Origin of the sequence: Streptomyces sp. PKU-EA00015 (assembly GCF_013387495.1) — a bacterium.
Taxonomy (GTDB): Bacteria; Actinomycetota; Actinomycetes; order Streptomycetales; family Streptomycetaceae; genus Streptomyces.
Genome location: NZ_JABZEE010000011.1, coordinates 268020 through 281455, shown reverse-complemented (window position 1 = coordinate 281455; position 13436 = coordinate 268020). Strand labels below are relative to the sequence as shown.

16 protein-coding genes, 1 tRNA gene and 1 pseudogene are annotated in these 13436 nt (G+C 67.5%); 9 read left to right on the top strand and 9 right to left on the bottom strand.

All coding sequences use genetic code 11. The features are described 5' to 3' along the window. Positions 1–91 precede the first annotated feature (91 nt). The 3 genes from HW130_RS11940 to HW130_RS11930 form a co-directional block, all read right to left on the bottom strand. Positions 92–589 (bottom strand): phosphoribosyltransferase, encoded by a 498-nt coding sequence (locus HW130_RS11940; RefSeq protein ID WP_177149458.1) that lies wholly within the window; start codon positions 587–589, stop codon positions 92–94. A 14-nt stretch (positions 590–603) separates the two neighbouring features. Continuing rightward, the gene (gene dcd / locus HW130_RS11935) at positions 604–1179 is read right to left on the bottom strand and encodes a dCTP deaminase (protein WP_177149457.1); all 576 of its coding nucleotides are present in this window, start codon (positions 1177–1179) and stop codon (positions 604–606) included. A 73-nt stretch (positions 1180–1252) separates the two neighbouring features. Beyond that, a complete protein-coding gene (locus tag HW130_RS11930) occupies positions 1253–1429 on the bottom strand; it encodes a hypothetical protein (RefSeq protein ID WP_177149456.1) in 177 nt (58 codons plus the stop codon). 221 nt (positions 1430–1650) lie between these two features. On the opposite strand from HW130_RS11930, the gene HW130_RS11925 reads away from it, so the two are divergent. Then, a tRNA-Gly gene (locus HW130_RS11925) sits at positions 1651–1724 on the top strand. 221 nt (positions 1725–1945) lie between these two features. After that, positions 1946–2951, top strand: a pseudogene (locus tag HW130_RS11920) (IS110 family transposase); the annotation flags it as partial. Between the two features lie 32 nt (positions 2952–2983). Here HW130_RS11920 and HW130_RS11915 read toward each other — a convergent pair. Then, on the bottom strand, positions 2984–3421 hold the full coding sequence (locus HW130_RS11915) for a hypothetical protein (protein WP_177149455.1): 438 nt from the start codon (positions 3419–3421) through the stop codon (positions 2984–2986). 481 nt (positions 3422–3902) lie between these two features. Here HW130_RS11915 and HW130_RS35370 point away from each other — a divergent pair, with 481 nt between their 5' ends. After that, on the top strand, positions 3903–4139 hold the full coding sequence (locus tag HW130_RS35370; RefSeq protein WP_218183389.1) for a hypothetical protein: 237 nt from the start codon (positions 3903–3905) through the stop codon (positions 4137–4139). Between the two features lie 129 nt (positions 4140–4268). On the opposite strand, the gene HW130_RS11910 is transcribed toward HW130_RS35370, so the two are convergent. The 4 genes from HW130_RS11910 to HW130_RS35860 form a co-directional block, all read right to left on the bottom strand. Continuing rightward, complete coding sequence (locus HW130_RS11910) at positions 4269–4628, bottom strand: hypothetical protein (RefSeq protein ID WP_177149454.1); 360 nt, start codon at positions 4626–4628, stop codon at positions 4269–4271. 478 nt (positions 4629–5106) lie between these two features. After that, positions 5107–5655 (bottom strand): SMI1/KNR4 family protein, encoded by a 549-nt coding sequence (locus tag HW130_RS11905; protein ID WP_177149453.1) that lies wholly within the window; start codon positions 5653–5655, stop codon positions 5107–5109. Between the two features lie 585 nt (positions 5656–6240). Beyond that, complete coding sequence (locus tag HW130_RS11900) at positions 6241–7008, bottom strand: hypothetical protein (RefSeq protein WP_177149452.1); 768 nt, start codon at positions 7006–7008, stop codon at positions 6241–6243. A 163-nt stretch (positions 7009–7171) separates the two neighbouring features. Continuing rightward, positions 7172–7330, bottom strand: coding sequence for a DUF5958 family protein (locus HW130_RS35860; RefSeq protein WP_256356042.1), 159 nt, complete (start codon positions 7328–7330; stop codon positions 7172–7174). Between the two features lie 362 nt (positions 7331–7692). Here HW130_RS35860 and HW130_RS36965 point away from each other — a divergent pair, with 362 nt between their 5' ends. Continuing rightward, complete coding sequence (locus HW130_RS36965) at positions 7693–9243, top strand: tetratricopeptide repeat protein (RefSeq protein ID WP_375256526.1); 1551 nt, start codon at positions 7693–7695, stop codon at positions 9241–9243. Positions 9244–9545: 302 nt separating this feature from the next. Here the strand turns inward: HW130_RS36965 and HW130_RS11885 are convergent, their stop codons facing one another. Continuing rightward, entirely contained in the window at positions 9546–10070 is a 525-nt protein-coding gene (locus HW130_RS11885) for a DUF5994 family protein (RefSeq protein WP_177149449.1), read from the bottom strand. A gap of 295 nt (positions 10071–10365) precedes the next feature. Here HW130_RS11885 and HW130_RS11880 point away from each other — a divergent pair, with 295 nt between their 5' ends. From HW130_RS11880 to HW130_RS11860, 5 genes are all read left to right on the top strand, one after another. Next, entirely contained in the window at positions 10366–10935 is a 570-nt protein-coding gene (locus HW130_RS11880; RefSeq protein ID WP_177149448.1) for a DUF5994 family protein, read from the top strand. Positions 10936–10939: 4 nt separating this feature from the next. Further along, positions 10940–11191 carry a hypothetical protein gene (locus tag HW130_RS11875; RefSeq protein WP_177149447.1) on the top strand — a complete coding sequence of 84 codons (252 nt, stop codon included), beginning with the start codon at positions 10940–10942 and terminating at the stop codon, positions 11189–11191. 73 nt (positions 11192–11264) lie between these two features. After that, positions 11265–11540 (top strand): hypothetical protein, encoded by a 276-nt coding sequence (locus HW130_RS11870; RefSeq protein ID WP_375256525.1) that lies wholly within the window; start codon positions 11265–11267, stop codon positions 11538–11540. Positions 11541–11583: 43 nt separating this feature from the next. Next, positions 11584–11856 (top strand): hypothetical protein, encoded by a 273-nt coding sequence (locus HW130_RS11865; protein WP_177149446.1) that lies wholly within the window; start codon positions 11584–11586, stop codon positions 11854–11856. Between the two features lie 211 nt (positions 11857–12067). After that, entirely contained in the window at positions 12068–13309 is a 1242-nt protein-coding gene (locus HW130_RS11860) for a PP2C family protein-serine/threonine phosphatase (protein WP_177149445.1), read from the top strand. Positions 13310–13436 lie beyond the last annotated feature (127 nt).

Here is a 13436-nt window from a genome sequence, read left to right as displayed (position 1 = left end):
TCATCAAGCTCGGCACGATCTGATCCGGGCAGCGGAAAGGCCCCCGCCGGCGGGGGCCTTTCCGCGTCGCCGCGGAGTCCTGCGCGATGTCCTACGCGTCGAGGACCTGCCCGGACCTGCGGACGACGGGCTTCTCCACGCTCCAGGGGAAGTTGATCCAGTCGTCGGTGCGCTTCCAGACGTACTCGCACTTCACCAGCGAGTGCGACTTCTCGTAGATCACGGCGCTGCGGACCTCGGCGACGTGGTCGACGCAGAAGTCGTGGACGAGCTTGAGCGTCTTGCCCGTGTCGGCGACGTCGTCGGCGATCAGGACCTTCTTGTCGGAGAAGTCGATGGCGTTGGGCACCGGCGCCAGCATGACCGGCATCTCCAGCGTCGTCCCCACGCCGGTGTAGAACTCCACGTTGACCAGGTGGATGTTCTTGCAGTCCAGCGCGTAGGCGAGACCGCCGGCGACGAAGACGCCGCCGCGCGCGATGGAGAGCACGATGTCGGGCTCGTAGCCGTCGTCCGCGATGGTCTGCGCGAGCTCACGGATCGCGCCGCCGAACCGCTCGTACGTCAGGTTCTCCCGTACGTCACTCATGTTCGATCCGGCCCTCACACCTGCGTCCGATGGAAATTCATGAAGGACCTGGAGGCCGTCGGCCCCCGCTGGCCCTGATACCGGGATCCGTACCGCTCGCTTCCGTACGGCTCCTCTGCGGGTGAGCTGAGCCGGAACATGCAGAGCTGTCCGATCTTCATGCCCGGCCAGAGCTTGATCGGCAGCGTGGCGAGGTTCGACAGCTCCAGGGTCACGTGCCCGGAGAACCCGGGGTCGATGAAGCCGGCCGTGGAGTGCGTCACCAGGCCGAGCCGCCCGAGGGAGCTCTTCCCCTCCAGCCTCGACGCGATGTCGTCCGGCAGCGAGATGACCTCGTAGGTCGAGGCGAGCACGAACTCGCCCGGGTGGAGGATGAACGCCTCGTCGCCCTCCGGCTCGACGAGCCGCGTCAGGTCGGCCTGCTCGACGGCGGGGTCGATGTGGGGGTAACGGTGATTCTCGAACACCCGGAAGTAGCGGTCCAGCCGCACGTCGATGCTCGAGGGCTGCACCATGGATTCGTCGTACGGATCGATACGCACGCGCCCGGCGTCGATCTCGGCCCGGATGTCCTTGTCTGAGAGAAGCACGTCCCGAGGATACGCAGAGCGCGCGGGCGGCCCCCAATCGGACACCTGCCCGCGCGCCCGGCCGCCGCCTCGGCTACCGCTTGTTCTGCTCCACGACGGGCACGGCATGCCGCAGCCGCGCACATCGAGGACACCGGATCAGCCGCCCCGGCCCGAGCCGGTCGGGACCGAGCTGCTGCATCGGAAACGAAGCGGTGGTGAACACGTGCCCCTCGGCACAGCGGACGACGGTGCGCTCCATCAGGTCCATCGGGCCCCTTCCCCAACGAATGCGGACGAACGCCCACATTAGGGGATGATCCAGACGCCACCCGAGGCGGCACTCCGCGCCCCGAGGTTACGCCTCAACTCCCGTGCCAGGCACCCGCATCCGCCCTCCCGGAAACACGAACACCCCGCGGCGTCATGCACCGGGGGGCGGGCGATGGGGTAGAGTGTGCGACGATGCGGCACCGATCACCGGTGCGCTACGCGGGTGTAGTTTAATGGTAGAACATGAGCTTCCCAAGCTCAGAGCGCGGGTTCGATTCCCGTCACCCGCTCCATGCAAAAGCCCCAGGCCAGCGGCCCGGGGCTTCCTTGTTGTCTAGACCGGATCAGGCTTCGCGTGCCCGTTCCGTGCCCGATGCCTGATCATCGGGCACGCTGTCGGCCTTCTCACGCTCGGCGCGGACACGGGCGTCGATCCCGTCGGCCACCTCCCGCTGACGTTCCAAGTTCGAGTGCTGATAGATCAGCGCGGCCCGCTCGGAGGACTGCCCGGCGATCCGCCCTGCTACTGGCGTTACTCGCCGCCCACGGCCAACGGGCCGTCTATGTTCCCGGCCGCACAGTCAACCGCATGTCCCGGCGCCTACCGCGGTGAAGCAAAAACCGATGCCCGAGACGCCTACGTGATCGTCGACACCGCACGCCTGCGGCGAGACTTCAGCCCCATCCACGTGCCCGCCCAGCTCGCCGCCGACCTGGCACTGCTGACCGCCCACCGAACCGACCTGATCGCCGACCGGGTCCGCATGCTCAACCGGCTCCGCGACGTGCTCACCGGCATCTTCCCCGCGCTGGAACGCGCCTTCGACTACCCCGACCACAAAGGCGCACTGATCCTGCTCACCGGTTACCAAACCCCGGCAGCCATACGCCGCCGCGGCCAGGCCCGCCTCACCGCCTGGCTGGCAGGCCGCAAGGTGCGCAACCCCGACTCGGTCGCCGCCACCGCACTCCACGCCGCGCATGCCCAGCACACCACGCTGCCGGGCCAGGACATCGCCGCCGGCATCGTCGCAGACATCGTCGCTCAGATCCTGGCCTTGGACGACCGGCTCAAGCACATCGACCAGCAGATCCGACAGACCTTCCGCACCCACCCGCAGGCCGACATCATCGAGTCCCTGCCAGGCATGGGCCCCATCCTCGGCGCCGAGTTCATCGTCGCCGCGGGTGACCTCGCCGCCTACCCCGACGCCGGCCACCTCGCCTCCGCCGCCGGACTCGTGCCCGTCCCCCGGGACTCCGGACGCCGCACCGGCAACCTCCACCGACCCAAGCGCTACAGCCGCCGCCTACGCCGGGTCTTCTACCTGTCCGCCCAGACCAGCATCATCCGCGAAGGCCCCAACCGCGACTACTACTTGAAGAAGCGAGCCGAGGGCTGCAAACACGTCCAAGCCGTGATCGCCCTCGCCCGCCGACGCGTCAACGTCCTCTGGGCCCTACTCCGAGACAGCCGCCGCTTCACCACAGCCCCACCGACGGCTGCCGCGGCAGCTTGACTCGGTCATTAAGACTCCACCGACCTCGTCTCCTAGTGGCCGTAGATGTGCCCTCGCACCAGTGGGTCGTTCTCCAGGATGAAGTCCGACACCTTCCAGAACTCGTTCAGCCGCGGGTGCTGCAAGGCCGCTTCGCGATCGAGCTTGAGCCCGAAGAGCGGGCCATCGGGGTGAGCCAGGCCGGCGGTCACAAGCGTGGAGGCAGGCGTGGTCTGCCCCACCACCGGACCGATGCGGCAGGCGAAGGCGACATGGTCACTCCACTGGTCAGATCCCCCGCCCCACGTCCCGAAGATCACGTCTATCCAGGCATCGTGGTCGCGGTCGGTGTGGTGGTAGCAGTTCGCGAAGTACACAGCGTGCGGAGCACCGTCGGCATAGATGAAGTCCCACGCTCGCTCAATGGGAGCATTGCAGCAGTCGCAGGTGAACTCGCGCGTTTGGCGGTCGGGACCGAAGGTCAGCAGCATGCGCACATGATGCTCGATCCCGCGAGAAGCGCTCCTGGCGGGTGCCGCGTGCCCCACGCGTGCCCGATCGCTCGGAGGCGGGCGGGGAACCACGGGGAACCAGAGTGACGACGGCACTCCCCCGCAGGTCAGCAAACTGCGAGGTCAGCCGTCACCCGCATACGGCGCCTTCCAAACTGGTGCTCCAGACCCTGACCGGCCACGCTTGACTCAGTCATTGAGACTCCGCCGACCCTGTTCCAGCCTCTCCCGTTGGCTCATGAGGAGGGGAAATCGCAGCGTGTGCAAGTGACCGGCGAGATACGATCCGGCCGTTCCTACTGCTGATCAAGGGTGCCTGATGTTGCCTGCCATACGTTTGTCCGCAGCGGTCGTTGCTGGCGGCCTGCTGCTCAGTGGGTGCGGAAGCCGACCCGGTGTTACGACGGAGTCAGTCCGCAAGGCAGCCGGATCCGACAGCACAGTCATTACGGAAGTCAAGTTGAGCTCGAACAGGGCAGTCACGTTGATCCGCACCAGCTTGGACACAGGCGGTGCCGAGGCCGCCATGAGGATATGCCGCGCGATACACGAGGACGCGCCTAAGCTCACGGTTCACGTCTACGGTGAACTCCAGAAGGGCGTGCCTATCGTCCTTGCTCGTACCGCCAAGGACAGAGATGAACCGGGTGAATGCGAGCAGGGCAGCCTTGTCGCGGATCAGGCCATAACCGGCTGAGGTGAAGCTGACATCCACACCTGACATCGACGACGGCGGACACGAAGGGATCGCGGCGGTGTCCTGCGGGATGGCAGCACCACACATGACACGACGGTCCGGCGGTGGGCCGGAGGCTTGATCGAACTCCTAAAGCGGCGGCTTCCTGGCAACCAGTGGCCGTGGCCAGCTAACGCAGGCCACGAGTGCGCTGCCGTCCTCGGTGAGGAAGAGCAGGGTGAACCGTGTCCGATTGCCAGGATCGATCAGCGCTGTGCGCACAGGTCGGTCATATTCGCGGATGAGCTGCACTGCTCGCTCCAGGCCAGGAGGTTCGAGTCCGCGCATCCGCATGCGCTGAAGTCGGCGACTGAAAACTCCGGCATGCGCGCCAGTGGGTTGTACCCGCTCCTCCACCGAGTAGGGGGCGCCGCTGCGGAGGGCGGCCAGAGCTATCAGGGATGCCTCGTCATCACCAATCAACAGCGATTCCAGCACATGCCGTTCCATGGTCACCCCGTTTGGATCGTGCGGTACAGCAGCCAGGTACCGCAACCCTAGTAACCGCCCCCGCACGGTAGCGTCCCTCCGGGCCCGCCCAGCGGCCGGTATGACCCCCGCTGACCGATCCCGCTAGAGCTACGGATCAGAAGGTGTCCGTGCCCAATGCGTGCCCGACAGGTCGGTAAGCCACGGTCAACAGCGGGTGCCAGGGAGACCCCAAGGCTTCACCCTCGCGCCCGTTGCCGCTGGTCAGGTCGCCAACTACGCCCAGAAGTACGGTGATTCCCAAGCTCAGAGCGCGGGTTCGATTCCCGTCACCCGCTCCAGCAGAAAGCCCCAGGCCAACGGCCCGGGGCTTCTTTGTCGTCTGGACCGCGCTAAGCGCCTTGCACCAAATCCGCACCGGAAGGTTTCTCCTTGCCCTTCTGGGGGCGGCCCGCACCAGATGCGGGGCACGTGCGTCCCATGGTGCAGGACTGACTGATCAGTCCCACCAGTCGCCGCCGGCCTGCCAGCGTTGGACCCACTCCAGGAAGCCAACTGCATCAGGCCCGGGGTAGGGGTGGGCGCCGACATCAGCCACAAGCCAGATCTTCCCGCGCTGCTGCCCCGTGACCACCAACATCCAGTACATCGGTCCGTCTTCTGCCCCGAGGATGATCGAGCCGTGGTTGTAGACGGCACTGGAGCGTTCTTCGATGTCCGCCTCTGCGTCGTCCTCGTACTCCCAGGCCCACGCTGCCTCCAGCGGGAACGGTGCGGCTACATGTCGGTCGCCGAGGGCAGGCCAGCTGGGAGGGAGCCAGCCGAGGGGGAGGAGACCGCCGTCTTCGGCCGGGCCGAGCGCGGAGCCGTTGGCGATCTCTGCGACGAAGCTGCGGTAGGGCTCAGGGAGTACGACGCCGTTGGCTGTCTCCCACGCCGCGACCCCGTCCCATCCCAGCGGGGTGTCTCTCCACTCGGGTGGGAAGGCGGCTCGGAGGATATCGAGGGCTTCGCGTCCCGGGCGAGGTTCTTCATCAGCGGCATCCATGGCACCACAGGTATCAGCCGCTCCGGACAGGCCCTTGACCTGGGCCACTCATCCGCCGCCGTTCCTTGCAGGCGTGCCCGTCCGTGCCCCCGCGGAATGTATGGTCACCCGCGTGAAGAGAGCTCGCTGGATGTCGGATGGAGGCTCTTGGCTCGCCATCTGGACAGGCACGTCGTCGATGTTCTGGCTGGCGGGGAAGGTCACCGGCGAACCAGTGGGCTGGATGACCTGCGCGGCCTTCGCCTTGTTCTCCCTGGCGTCCGGCATGCTCTCCCAACGGTGGCATCGATACCGTCGATCAAGGAAGCAGGCGCGGGCCGTTTCAGCGCCGTCCGACTCGTGGCAAAGCCAGTCGGCTCGGGCCGTCCCCGGGCCGTGCGAGGCGCACAGCGGCGACCAGCGCTGACAACCGTGGACGAACGATCGCGGGTCACGACGTTGGTCGCCAACGAGGGCCAGGTCACGAAGCCCGCGGGTCATTTCTTCGGCTACGGATCCAGTCTCTGTGCCCGGACTCATCGCAGCCAAGTAGCGCATGCGCACGAGCCGTTGGCTACGCGGTCCGGCCCCGAGGTCGTGCCCCCGTCAGCAGCCGTAGCCGGGCCAGTGCGGATCCGTCCAGCGGTCCTCGCCCGTGAGTCCGAGCAGCCGTATCCGGTGCTGCAGATCCGCCGATGCGCCGGATTCGCGGAGCCGCACGGCAGCGTGGTCGAGGAGCCAGGCGACCAGTTCGGCGCGCATCTCCTCCTCGTCGTGCTCGTACCAGCCGACGCTCCACGGCAGGCTGTCCGCCAGGAGCTCGGACTCCCATTCCGCCGCCGCCTCGGCGAGATGTCGGTCGCTGAGGTACCCGGTCTGCTTCTCCCATTCGGCGAGCCAGGGGCCGACAGTTCCTGACGCCTCGGCACACATCACGAAGACCTGGTGCGCCGGGACGATCGCATCCGGCTCGGTGAGGCTCTGCACCCACCACGCATGCAGAAACTCGCGTACCGGACCGGCGTGATCGTCAGGCCACTGCTGCCAGCGGCCGCGGGCGAAGGAGTACCCGGCCTCTTCCAGTCCGAACAGGGGTTCCGCGCGACCGGCGACCAGCACCGCGGCGAACTGCGGCAGGATGCGGCGCAGCACGGCCGCGTGATCGGTCCAGTCGATGGCCTGCCAGGTCCGTCGCAGGAGATCCGGCTCCAGCTCCACGTCCGGCGTCTTCAGAAGAGAGAGCTCCTCCGGGCTGCCCCAGTGGCATGCGCAGTTGTGCTCGTCCGGGTGTGCGGTCATGCCGTGGAAGGTGACGGCGAGGTTGTCCAGGGCGGCGCTGAGGCGGCGGCGTGCGGGACGGTCGGCGAGATGCATGATGTGCCCGGCCTTCGAGGACTCCGTACGGCAACCGCCGGCCGAAGGTCGCCACGTTACCGGGTGAGGCGGGGCTGGTGCCGGCCGTCCTGGGGTTGCGGCGGATCAACTGGTCCACGACGGCCGTCTCCAGGATGGCCTTCAGCAGACGGGTAGCTCATGGCTACCGTGGTCTCGGCCCCGGTCGAGTCCAGCCGCTCCGAACGTCAGGACCGCACGCCTGGTGCCGAGTTGACAAGTTGTGCCACTCGTGACCGCACCCGCCGGTGCAGTTCAGTGCGCGCCTGCGAGTGTCGGCGATGCCGAAGAGGGCGACGAGCAGGCGACATGACTGGCCATGCGGCAGGCGACCCGGACGTTGTCGCCGCCTTGCTCAGGTCATGGTCGCGAAACGATCTGTGGGAGCTCGCTGCGATGCACGATCCCGGGCTGAGAACGTCAACCGCCCACTCGACGTCAAGCCGGCCTTATACATCAGAACAGTGCAGCAGTCGTTTCCTGTACGCCGGACAAGCGAATATGCCATCCAGTTGGGGGTGGTCCACACCCGGCCGGTTGCAGCGCCAACCGCCCGGCTGATTACTGAGGGTGTCAGCATGAACGGGTTGCCCGTCCAGTCACGCCGTTGCTCGGCGTGAGGAATAGGCAGTGAGGGCGGGAGCGCGCGACACTCCTGGAGAGAACATGCAGGACCTTACGATCTGCCGCGAGCTCGGTGAACGCCACGGCGAGGGCCGGCCGCTCAACAGTCTCGGCACCGCTCTGCAACAGGTGCAGCGGTTCGACGGGGCAATAGCGGCCCACCAGCAGGACCTCGCCATCTGCCGTGAGATCGGCGAACGCCATGGTGAAGCTCTGGCGCTGGACAACCTCGGTGCTGCCCTGCAGCAGGTGGGGCGGTTCGATGAAGCCATCGAAGCCCACCAGCAGGCCGCCGATCGTTTCACCGAGCTCGGTGACATCCACGGCGAGGGCCGGGCGCTGAACAACCTCGGTGCCGCTCTGCAGCAGGTGCGGCGGTTCGATGAAGCCATCAACGCCCACCAGCAGGCCGCGGACCGTTTCACCGAGCTCGACGACCTCCACCGCGAAGGTCAGGCGCTCAACAACCTCGGTGCCGCTCTGCAGCAGGTGCGGCGGTTCGACGGGGCAATCATGGCCCACCAGCAGGCCGCGAACCATTTCACCAAGCTCGGTGACCGCGACGGCGAAGGTCAGGCGCTCAACAACCTCGGTGCCGCCCTGCAGCAGATGCGCCGGTTCGAGGAAGCCATCGAAGCCCACCAATTCGCCGCCGAGCGTTTCAGCGAACTCGGTGACCTCCACCGGGAAGGTCAGGCGCTCAACAACCTCGGTGCCGCCCTGCAGCAGATGCGCCGGTTCGATGAAGCCATCGAAGCCCACCAGCAGGCCGCCGATCGTTTCACCGAGCTCGGTGACATCCACGGCGAGGGCCGGGCGCTGAACAACCTCGGTGCCGCTCTGCAGCAGGTGCGGCGGTTCGATGAAGCCATCAACGCCCACCAGCAGGCCGCGGACCGTTTCACCGAGCTCGACGACCTCCACCGCGAAGGTCAGGCGCTCAACAACCTCGGTGCCGCTCTGCAGCAGGTGCGGCGGTTCGACGGGGCAATCATGGCCCACCAGCAGGCCGCGAACCATTTCACCAAGCTCGGTGACCGCGACGGCGAAGGTCAGGCGCTCAACAACCTCGGTGCCGCCCTGCAGCAGATGCGCCGGTTCGAGGAAGCCATCGAAGCCCACCAATTCGCCGCCGAGCGTTTCAGCGAACTCGGTGACCTCCACCGGGAAGGTCAGGCGCTCAACAACCTCGGTGCCGCCCTGCAGCAGATGCGCCGGTTCGACGAAGCCATCGAAGCCCACCAGCAGGCCGCCGATCGTTTCACCGAGCTCGGTGACATCCACGGCGAGGGTCAGGCGCTGAACAACCTCGGTGCCGCTCTGCAGCAGGTGCGGCGGTTCGCCGAAGCCACCGACGCCCACCAGCAGGCCGCCAGCCGCTTCAGCGAGCTCGGCGAGGGCCGGAGCCGGGTCCTGAAACGCCAGGAGTCTCGCGGCATGTGGCGGGTGCTCACGGGCAGGGGTCGTAAGGACCGGCCACGGCGGCCTGCCGCAGATGCCCCAAAGCCTGCGGAACTCGCTCCGACGCCGTACGTCCCTGCGCTCCCTCCCGCAGCCAAGGTGCCGTCAGCGTGCGAAACCGTCGCCGACTGAACCAACAGCGGCACACCGCCGAAAGAGGCCAGACCCAGGATTGCCGGCACCTGCGCGGCACCAAGGGGAGGCGAGGTGATCCTGGAGTGCGCGAGCTGTGCGGCCGCCGACGAGGAAGCGGACCGCACTTCGCAAACCCGATCTCCCTTCCGGGCCCGGAGCGGCCCCTCGCCGTACTGGTCACGGGCCTTGGGCACCGCGGGCGGTCCAGACGCTGGAACTTCGCCGTCTCTCGGTCACCGCTCCGATGATGCCCAGCACGATCGCCAGGATGATCAGCAGGAGAAAGAGGGCCGTCTCCCTCACCTCGTATCGCGGCGTTCCTGGCCCGCCTGCCGGTCTTCCGTGGCGATCGGGTGTGTCCGGCCGGTGCCGGTGTCGATGAGGATCTGCTCGGCCGTGGTGTTGTGGGCGCTGACGGCCCGGGCCATCGCTGCGCGTGCGGCGTCGGGAGTCGTGTCCGGTGGGATCACCAGCAGGGAGAAGTGGTCTCGATCGCCTCGGGTGAGGAGGACGGTGTCATCACCGACCGGGAAGGAGTCGATGTGCACGACGCGGTCGTCGATGATCAGTCGTGTCGGTAGTTCTTCCCAGGCGCTGGAGTCCAGGCCGACGCGCGTGAGGGCTCCGACGTGCTCGGTCAGCGCGGTGATCAGGCTGGGCAGTTCGGCGCCGACGTCGCGGGAACGCGGCCACCATGCGCCGTCGAGGATTCCTTCGCGGACATGTGTCGTCCCCAGCCGCAGAAGGGCTGTGCCAGGTTTCACGGCGTTGTGGATCGCGTCCGGCAGGAGCTTCGTTTCAGGTGGGGTGTCGGCGTCGGACATGGTGTGCTCACCTGTCTGCGGGGTGCGGTATGCGTGCGTTGATCGCCTGGAATGGCGTCCGGGTGGCTGCCGGTTTCACGGTACTCCGCGAGCCTACGTCCACGTTCGTCTGCGGGCTGCGGATCCGCACCGGCGGTTTCCATCGAATTCGCTGGTCACGGGCGGTTCACCGGACCATGCCCGGAGTACAGTGGAGACACCGGGAGTACTTCGCACACCAGCTCCACGCGGGTGTCGTTCTCGGCGAGCAACAACACCGGGACCATGAAGATGCGCCCGGGGACAGGTCCGCGCCATGACCGCGACCATCGACGGTACGACCATCAGTGAGCGCGTGACCTCACCGCCCGCCCGTCTGTCTCTGACCCCGATGGGGTCGGTTCCGGGGCTTCTGGACGGTGCCTGGTGGCCTCGCTCTCGCGATCTTTCCCGTGAACTCCCCGCCCTCGTCGCCGTGCTGGACGCGTGCTGGGGACGGATCACGCGTGTCACGGTGAACCCGAGCCACTGGCCCGTGGTCCCGCGCAAGGTGGCCGTGGCAGGGCACACGGTGCACGTGGGCTGGTTCTCCGATGAGCAGGACCCGCACAAGCTGATCCTTCTCTCCTACACCGCAGGCCGCTGGGATCTGCTGGTGATCCCGCCGGAGACCGGTGCGGCTGCCGCCGCCCGGTTGATGGCCGCCGCAACCATCCCCGGCGGGCTCGCCGCCGCCAGCGGTCTCATGGCGAGCGAGGACGTCGCCCGCGATGCCAGGGACGCACTGGGCCAGGAAGAGGAGTGGGAGACCGACGGCGGTCGCCCTTCAGCGGCGGCCGAGCAGCCCGTCCCGACCGGGCCCATGAGCTCCGCCCGAGGGAGGTGAGGACATGGAGACCGCCATCACGGTGTCCGTGATCATCGCCATGATCGTCATAGGTGTGCTGTTGATCCATCTGCTCAATGGCCGGCACGCCGAGCGGATCGCAGCATTCCACTACGGCGATGCCGTGCCGGGAATCGGCCGGCGGGGCCGGAGGAGCCGACGGCCGGCAGAGCGTGCCGGATCGCCCGTCGTCCCCGCTCACCCCGTCGCCGCTGCCCACAGGAAAGACCGAGAAGGGACCGCGAATGACGCATGACCGTTTGGTGATCGGGGCGGTGGGTGCGGGGCTCGAGAGGCGTGGAGCCACCGCCCGGCGGCAGGTCGACTTGATGAACGAGGCCACCATGGAGCCACCGACACCACCTGCGGACGGGCGAGCCGAGGTGCGTATCGTCGCGTCGTCCCCCGAGACCGCCCGCCGGGTCGCAGAAGTACTGCGCCATTGCTTCGCCTCCACCGAGCAGCGCAGCTACCCCGCCGGCAGCGACGGCGGAACCCGCCTCCACCTCACCGTGGACGTCACGCACACGGCGGAGCAGGCACGACCCTGGCTGGCAGCCAGTCGGTCCTCCGATCAGGACCGCACACAGACGGATGAAGTCTGAGGCAGGAACCCTCGTCGGCGCCCGGCACGGGTGGGTGGCAATCATGGCAACACTCCACGAGCGGAAGCACTACCGCGAAGCGATCATGAAGACCCTGTACGTGGCCACGGAAGGCAATCGCCTCCTTGGCGTCACCGGGGCGAAACTGCGGGACAGCCTCCAGATGCCCGAGCAGGACCTGGCTGCCGCCTGCACATATCTGGCGGGCGAGGGGCTCATCACAGTCGACTGGGCACGGGGAAACACCCCCGCGATGGTCACGCTGACGCATCGGGGAATCCGGCTCATGGAGGCCGAAGAGGAGGAAAGCGGCTGACGCGGCACCGAGATCTTCCGATTTATGCCCTGAATGAACCTAAAGCCCGTTCTGCCGGATGAGCGGCCCAGGCATAGCATGGTGAATGGGTCGGTGCACTCTCACGTGCAACCGCCCGGAAGGGCGACCCCGGTGTGTATACACCGGGGTCGTTGCGCACGGTCGGCGCGACGGCAGGGACATCAGGCCGGCGAGCTGAAAGGGCACGGTTATGGCGGAGGGTGATCGGCGGTCTGGCAAGGACACGGTGGACCGGTCGGAGGGGTTCGGTGAGCGGCTGCTGGGCGTGCTGCTGGACCGGGCACACGAGATGCCGCCGGAGCTGATCGCCCCGCTGATCGCGGAAGAGGTGGCCCGGGTCGGTGGCCGGGACATCTCGATCCTCCTGCAGGACTATGCACAGCTGCTCCTGGTGCCGCTGCCGGGTAGGCGGCTGTCCCTCAGCGAGCCCGAGCCGATCGGTGACTCCCACGCCGGTACGGCCTTCCTGCGTGCGACCCCTGTCGAGGTACCGCAGGCGGGCGGCGTCCGGATGTATCTGCCGTTGCTGGACGGCAGCGACCAGGTGGGAGTGTTGTCCGTCACCCTGGAGGCCGTCGACGACGACGACCGGCGCCTGCTGCGCAGGCTCGCCGGACTGATCGCCGACATGCTGGTCACCAAGCACAGCTACACCGACCAGTTCTTCCTCACCCGGCGCCGTGAACCCATGAGCGTGGCCGCGGAGATCCAGTGGTCTCTGCTTCCGCCGCTGGCGATGTCCGTGCCCCAGGTCGCGGTGGCCGGAATCCTGGAGCCCGCCTACAACGTCGCCGGCGACAGCTTCGACTACGCGCTCAACGACGACATCCTGCACGTGGCCGTGATCGACGCGATGGGCCATGGCCTGAACGCCGCCACGATGGCCACCGTCGCCATCGGCGCCTACCGGCACTCCAGACGTGCCGGCATCGGCCTGTCCGAGATCTACACGTTCATGGACAGGGCCGTCGCCGATCAGTTCGGGCCCGAACACTTCGTCACCGCGCAGATGATGCGTCTGAATATCGCAACGGGCCACCTGCAGTGGGTCAACGCGGGCCACCCCGCACCGCTGCTGATCCGCGAACACCAGGTCCTCCGGCAGCTGGAGAGCCCGACCACTTTGCCGGTCGGCTTCGGAGGTGAAGAGCCCCAGGTCAGCGAGCAGATACTGCAACCGGGCGACCGGGTGTTGTGCTTCACCGACGGCCTGATCGAGGAGCACGAAGCGGGCGAAGAGCAGTTCGGCGAGGAACAACTCATCCACTGGGTCAACCGCATCGAGCAGGCGGAGGAGGGAGTGCGGGCAGTGGTGCGCTCGCTCTCCCACACGCTGAAGGAGGAACGGGGCGGGAGCACCAGTGACGACGCGACCCTCTTCCTGATCGAGTGGCGCGGAGGCGCCGCCGACCACCTCGCCGTCCTGGAGTGAGTAAGCCGGCACCCCGCCCCATCGCTCCAACCGTGCCCTTGCGGGCGGAGGCATCCTGAACGGCCCTGCCCGATCGGCCGCCGGCCGGCAGTCCCACCTGAGTGTTTCGGCCGAGGAGGGCCGTGCC

Bases quoted from the DNA above. Each gene is read 5' to 3' on its own strand.
- HW130_RS11870 (WP_375256525.1), top strand. From the start codon at position 11,265: ATGAACGAGGCCACCATGGAGCCACCGACACCACCTGCGGACGGGCGA.
- HW130_RS36965 (WP_375256526.1), top strand. From the start codon at position 7,693: ATGCAGGACCTTACGATCTGCCGCGAGCTCGGTGAACGCCACGGCGAG.
- HW130_RS11880 (WP_177149448.1), top strand. From the start codon at position 10,366: ATGACCGCGACCATCGACGGTACGACCATCAGTGAGCGCGTGACCTCA.
- HW130_RS11910 (WP_177149454.1), bottom strand. From the start codon at position 4,628: ATGGAACGGCATGTGCTGGAATCGCTGTTGATTGGTGATGACGAGGCA.
- HW130_RS11875 (WP_177149447.1), top strand. From the start codon at position 10,940: ATGGAGACCGCCATCACGGTGTCCGTGATCATCGCCATGATCGTCATA.
- HW130_RS11930 (WP_177149456.1), bottom strand. From the start codon at position 1,429: ATGGACCTGATGGAGCGCACCGTCGTCCGCTGTGCCGAGGGGCACGTG.
- HW130_RS11885 (WP_177149449.1), bottom strand. From the start codon at position 10,070: ATGTCCGACGCCGACACCCCACCTGAAACGAAGCTCCTGCCGGACGCG.
- HW130_RS11860 (WP_177149445.1), top strand. From the start codon at position 12,068: ATGGCGGAGGGTGATCGGCGGTCTGGCAAGGACACGGTGGACCGGTCG.
- HW130_RS11865 (WP_177149446.1), top strand. From the start codon at position 11,584: ATGGCAACACTCCACGAGCGGAAGCACTACCGCGAAGCGATCATGAAG.
- HW130_RS11905 (WP_177149453.1), bottom strand. From the start codon at position 5,655: ATGGATGCCGCTGATGAAGAACCTCGCCCGGGACGCGAAGCCCTCGAT.
- HW130_RS11900 (WP_177149452.1), bottom strand. From the start codon at position 7,008: ATGCATCTCGCCGACCGTCCCGCACGCCGCCGCCTCAGCGCCGCCCTG.
- HW130_RS11915 (WP_177149455.1), bottom strand. From the start codon at position 3,421: ATGCTGCTGACCTTCGGTCCCGACCGCCAAACGCGCGAGTTCACCTGC.
- HW130_RS11940 (WP_177149458.1), bottom strand. From the start codon at position 589: ATGAGTGACGTACGGGAGAACCTGACGTACGAGCGGTTCGGCGGCGCG.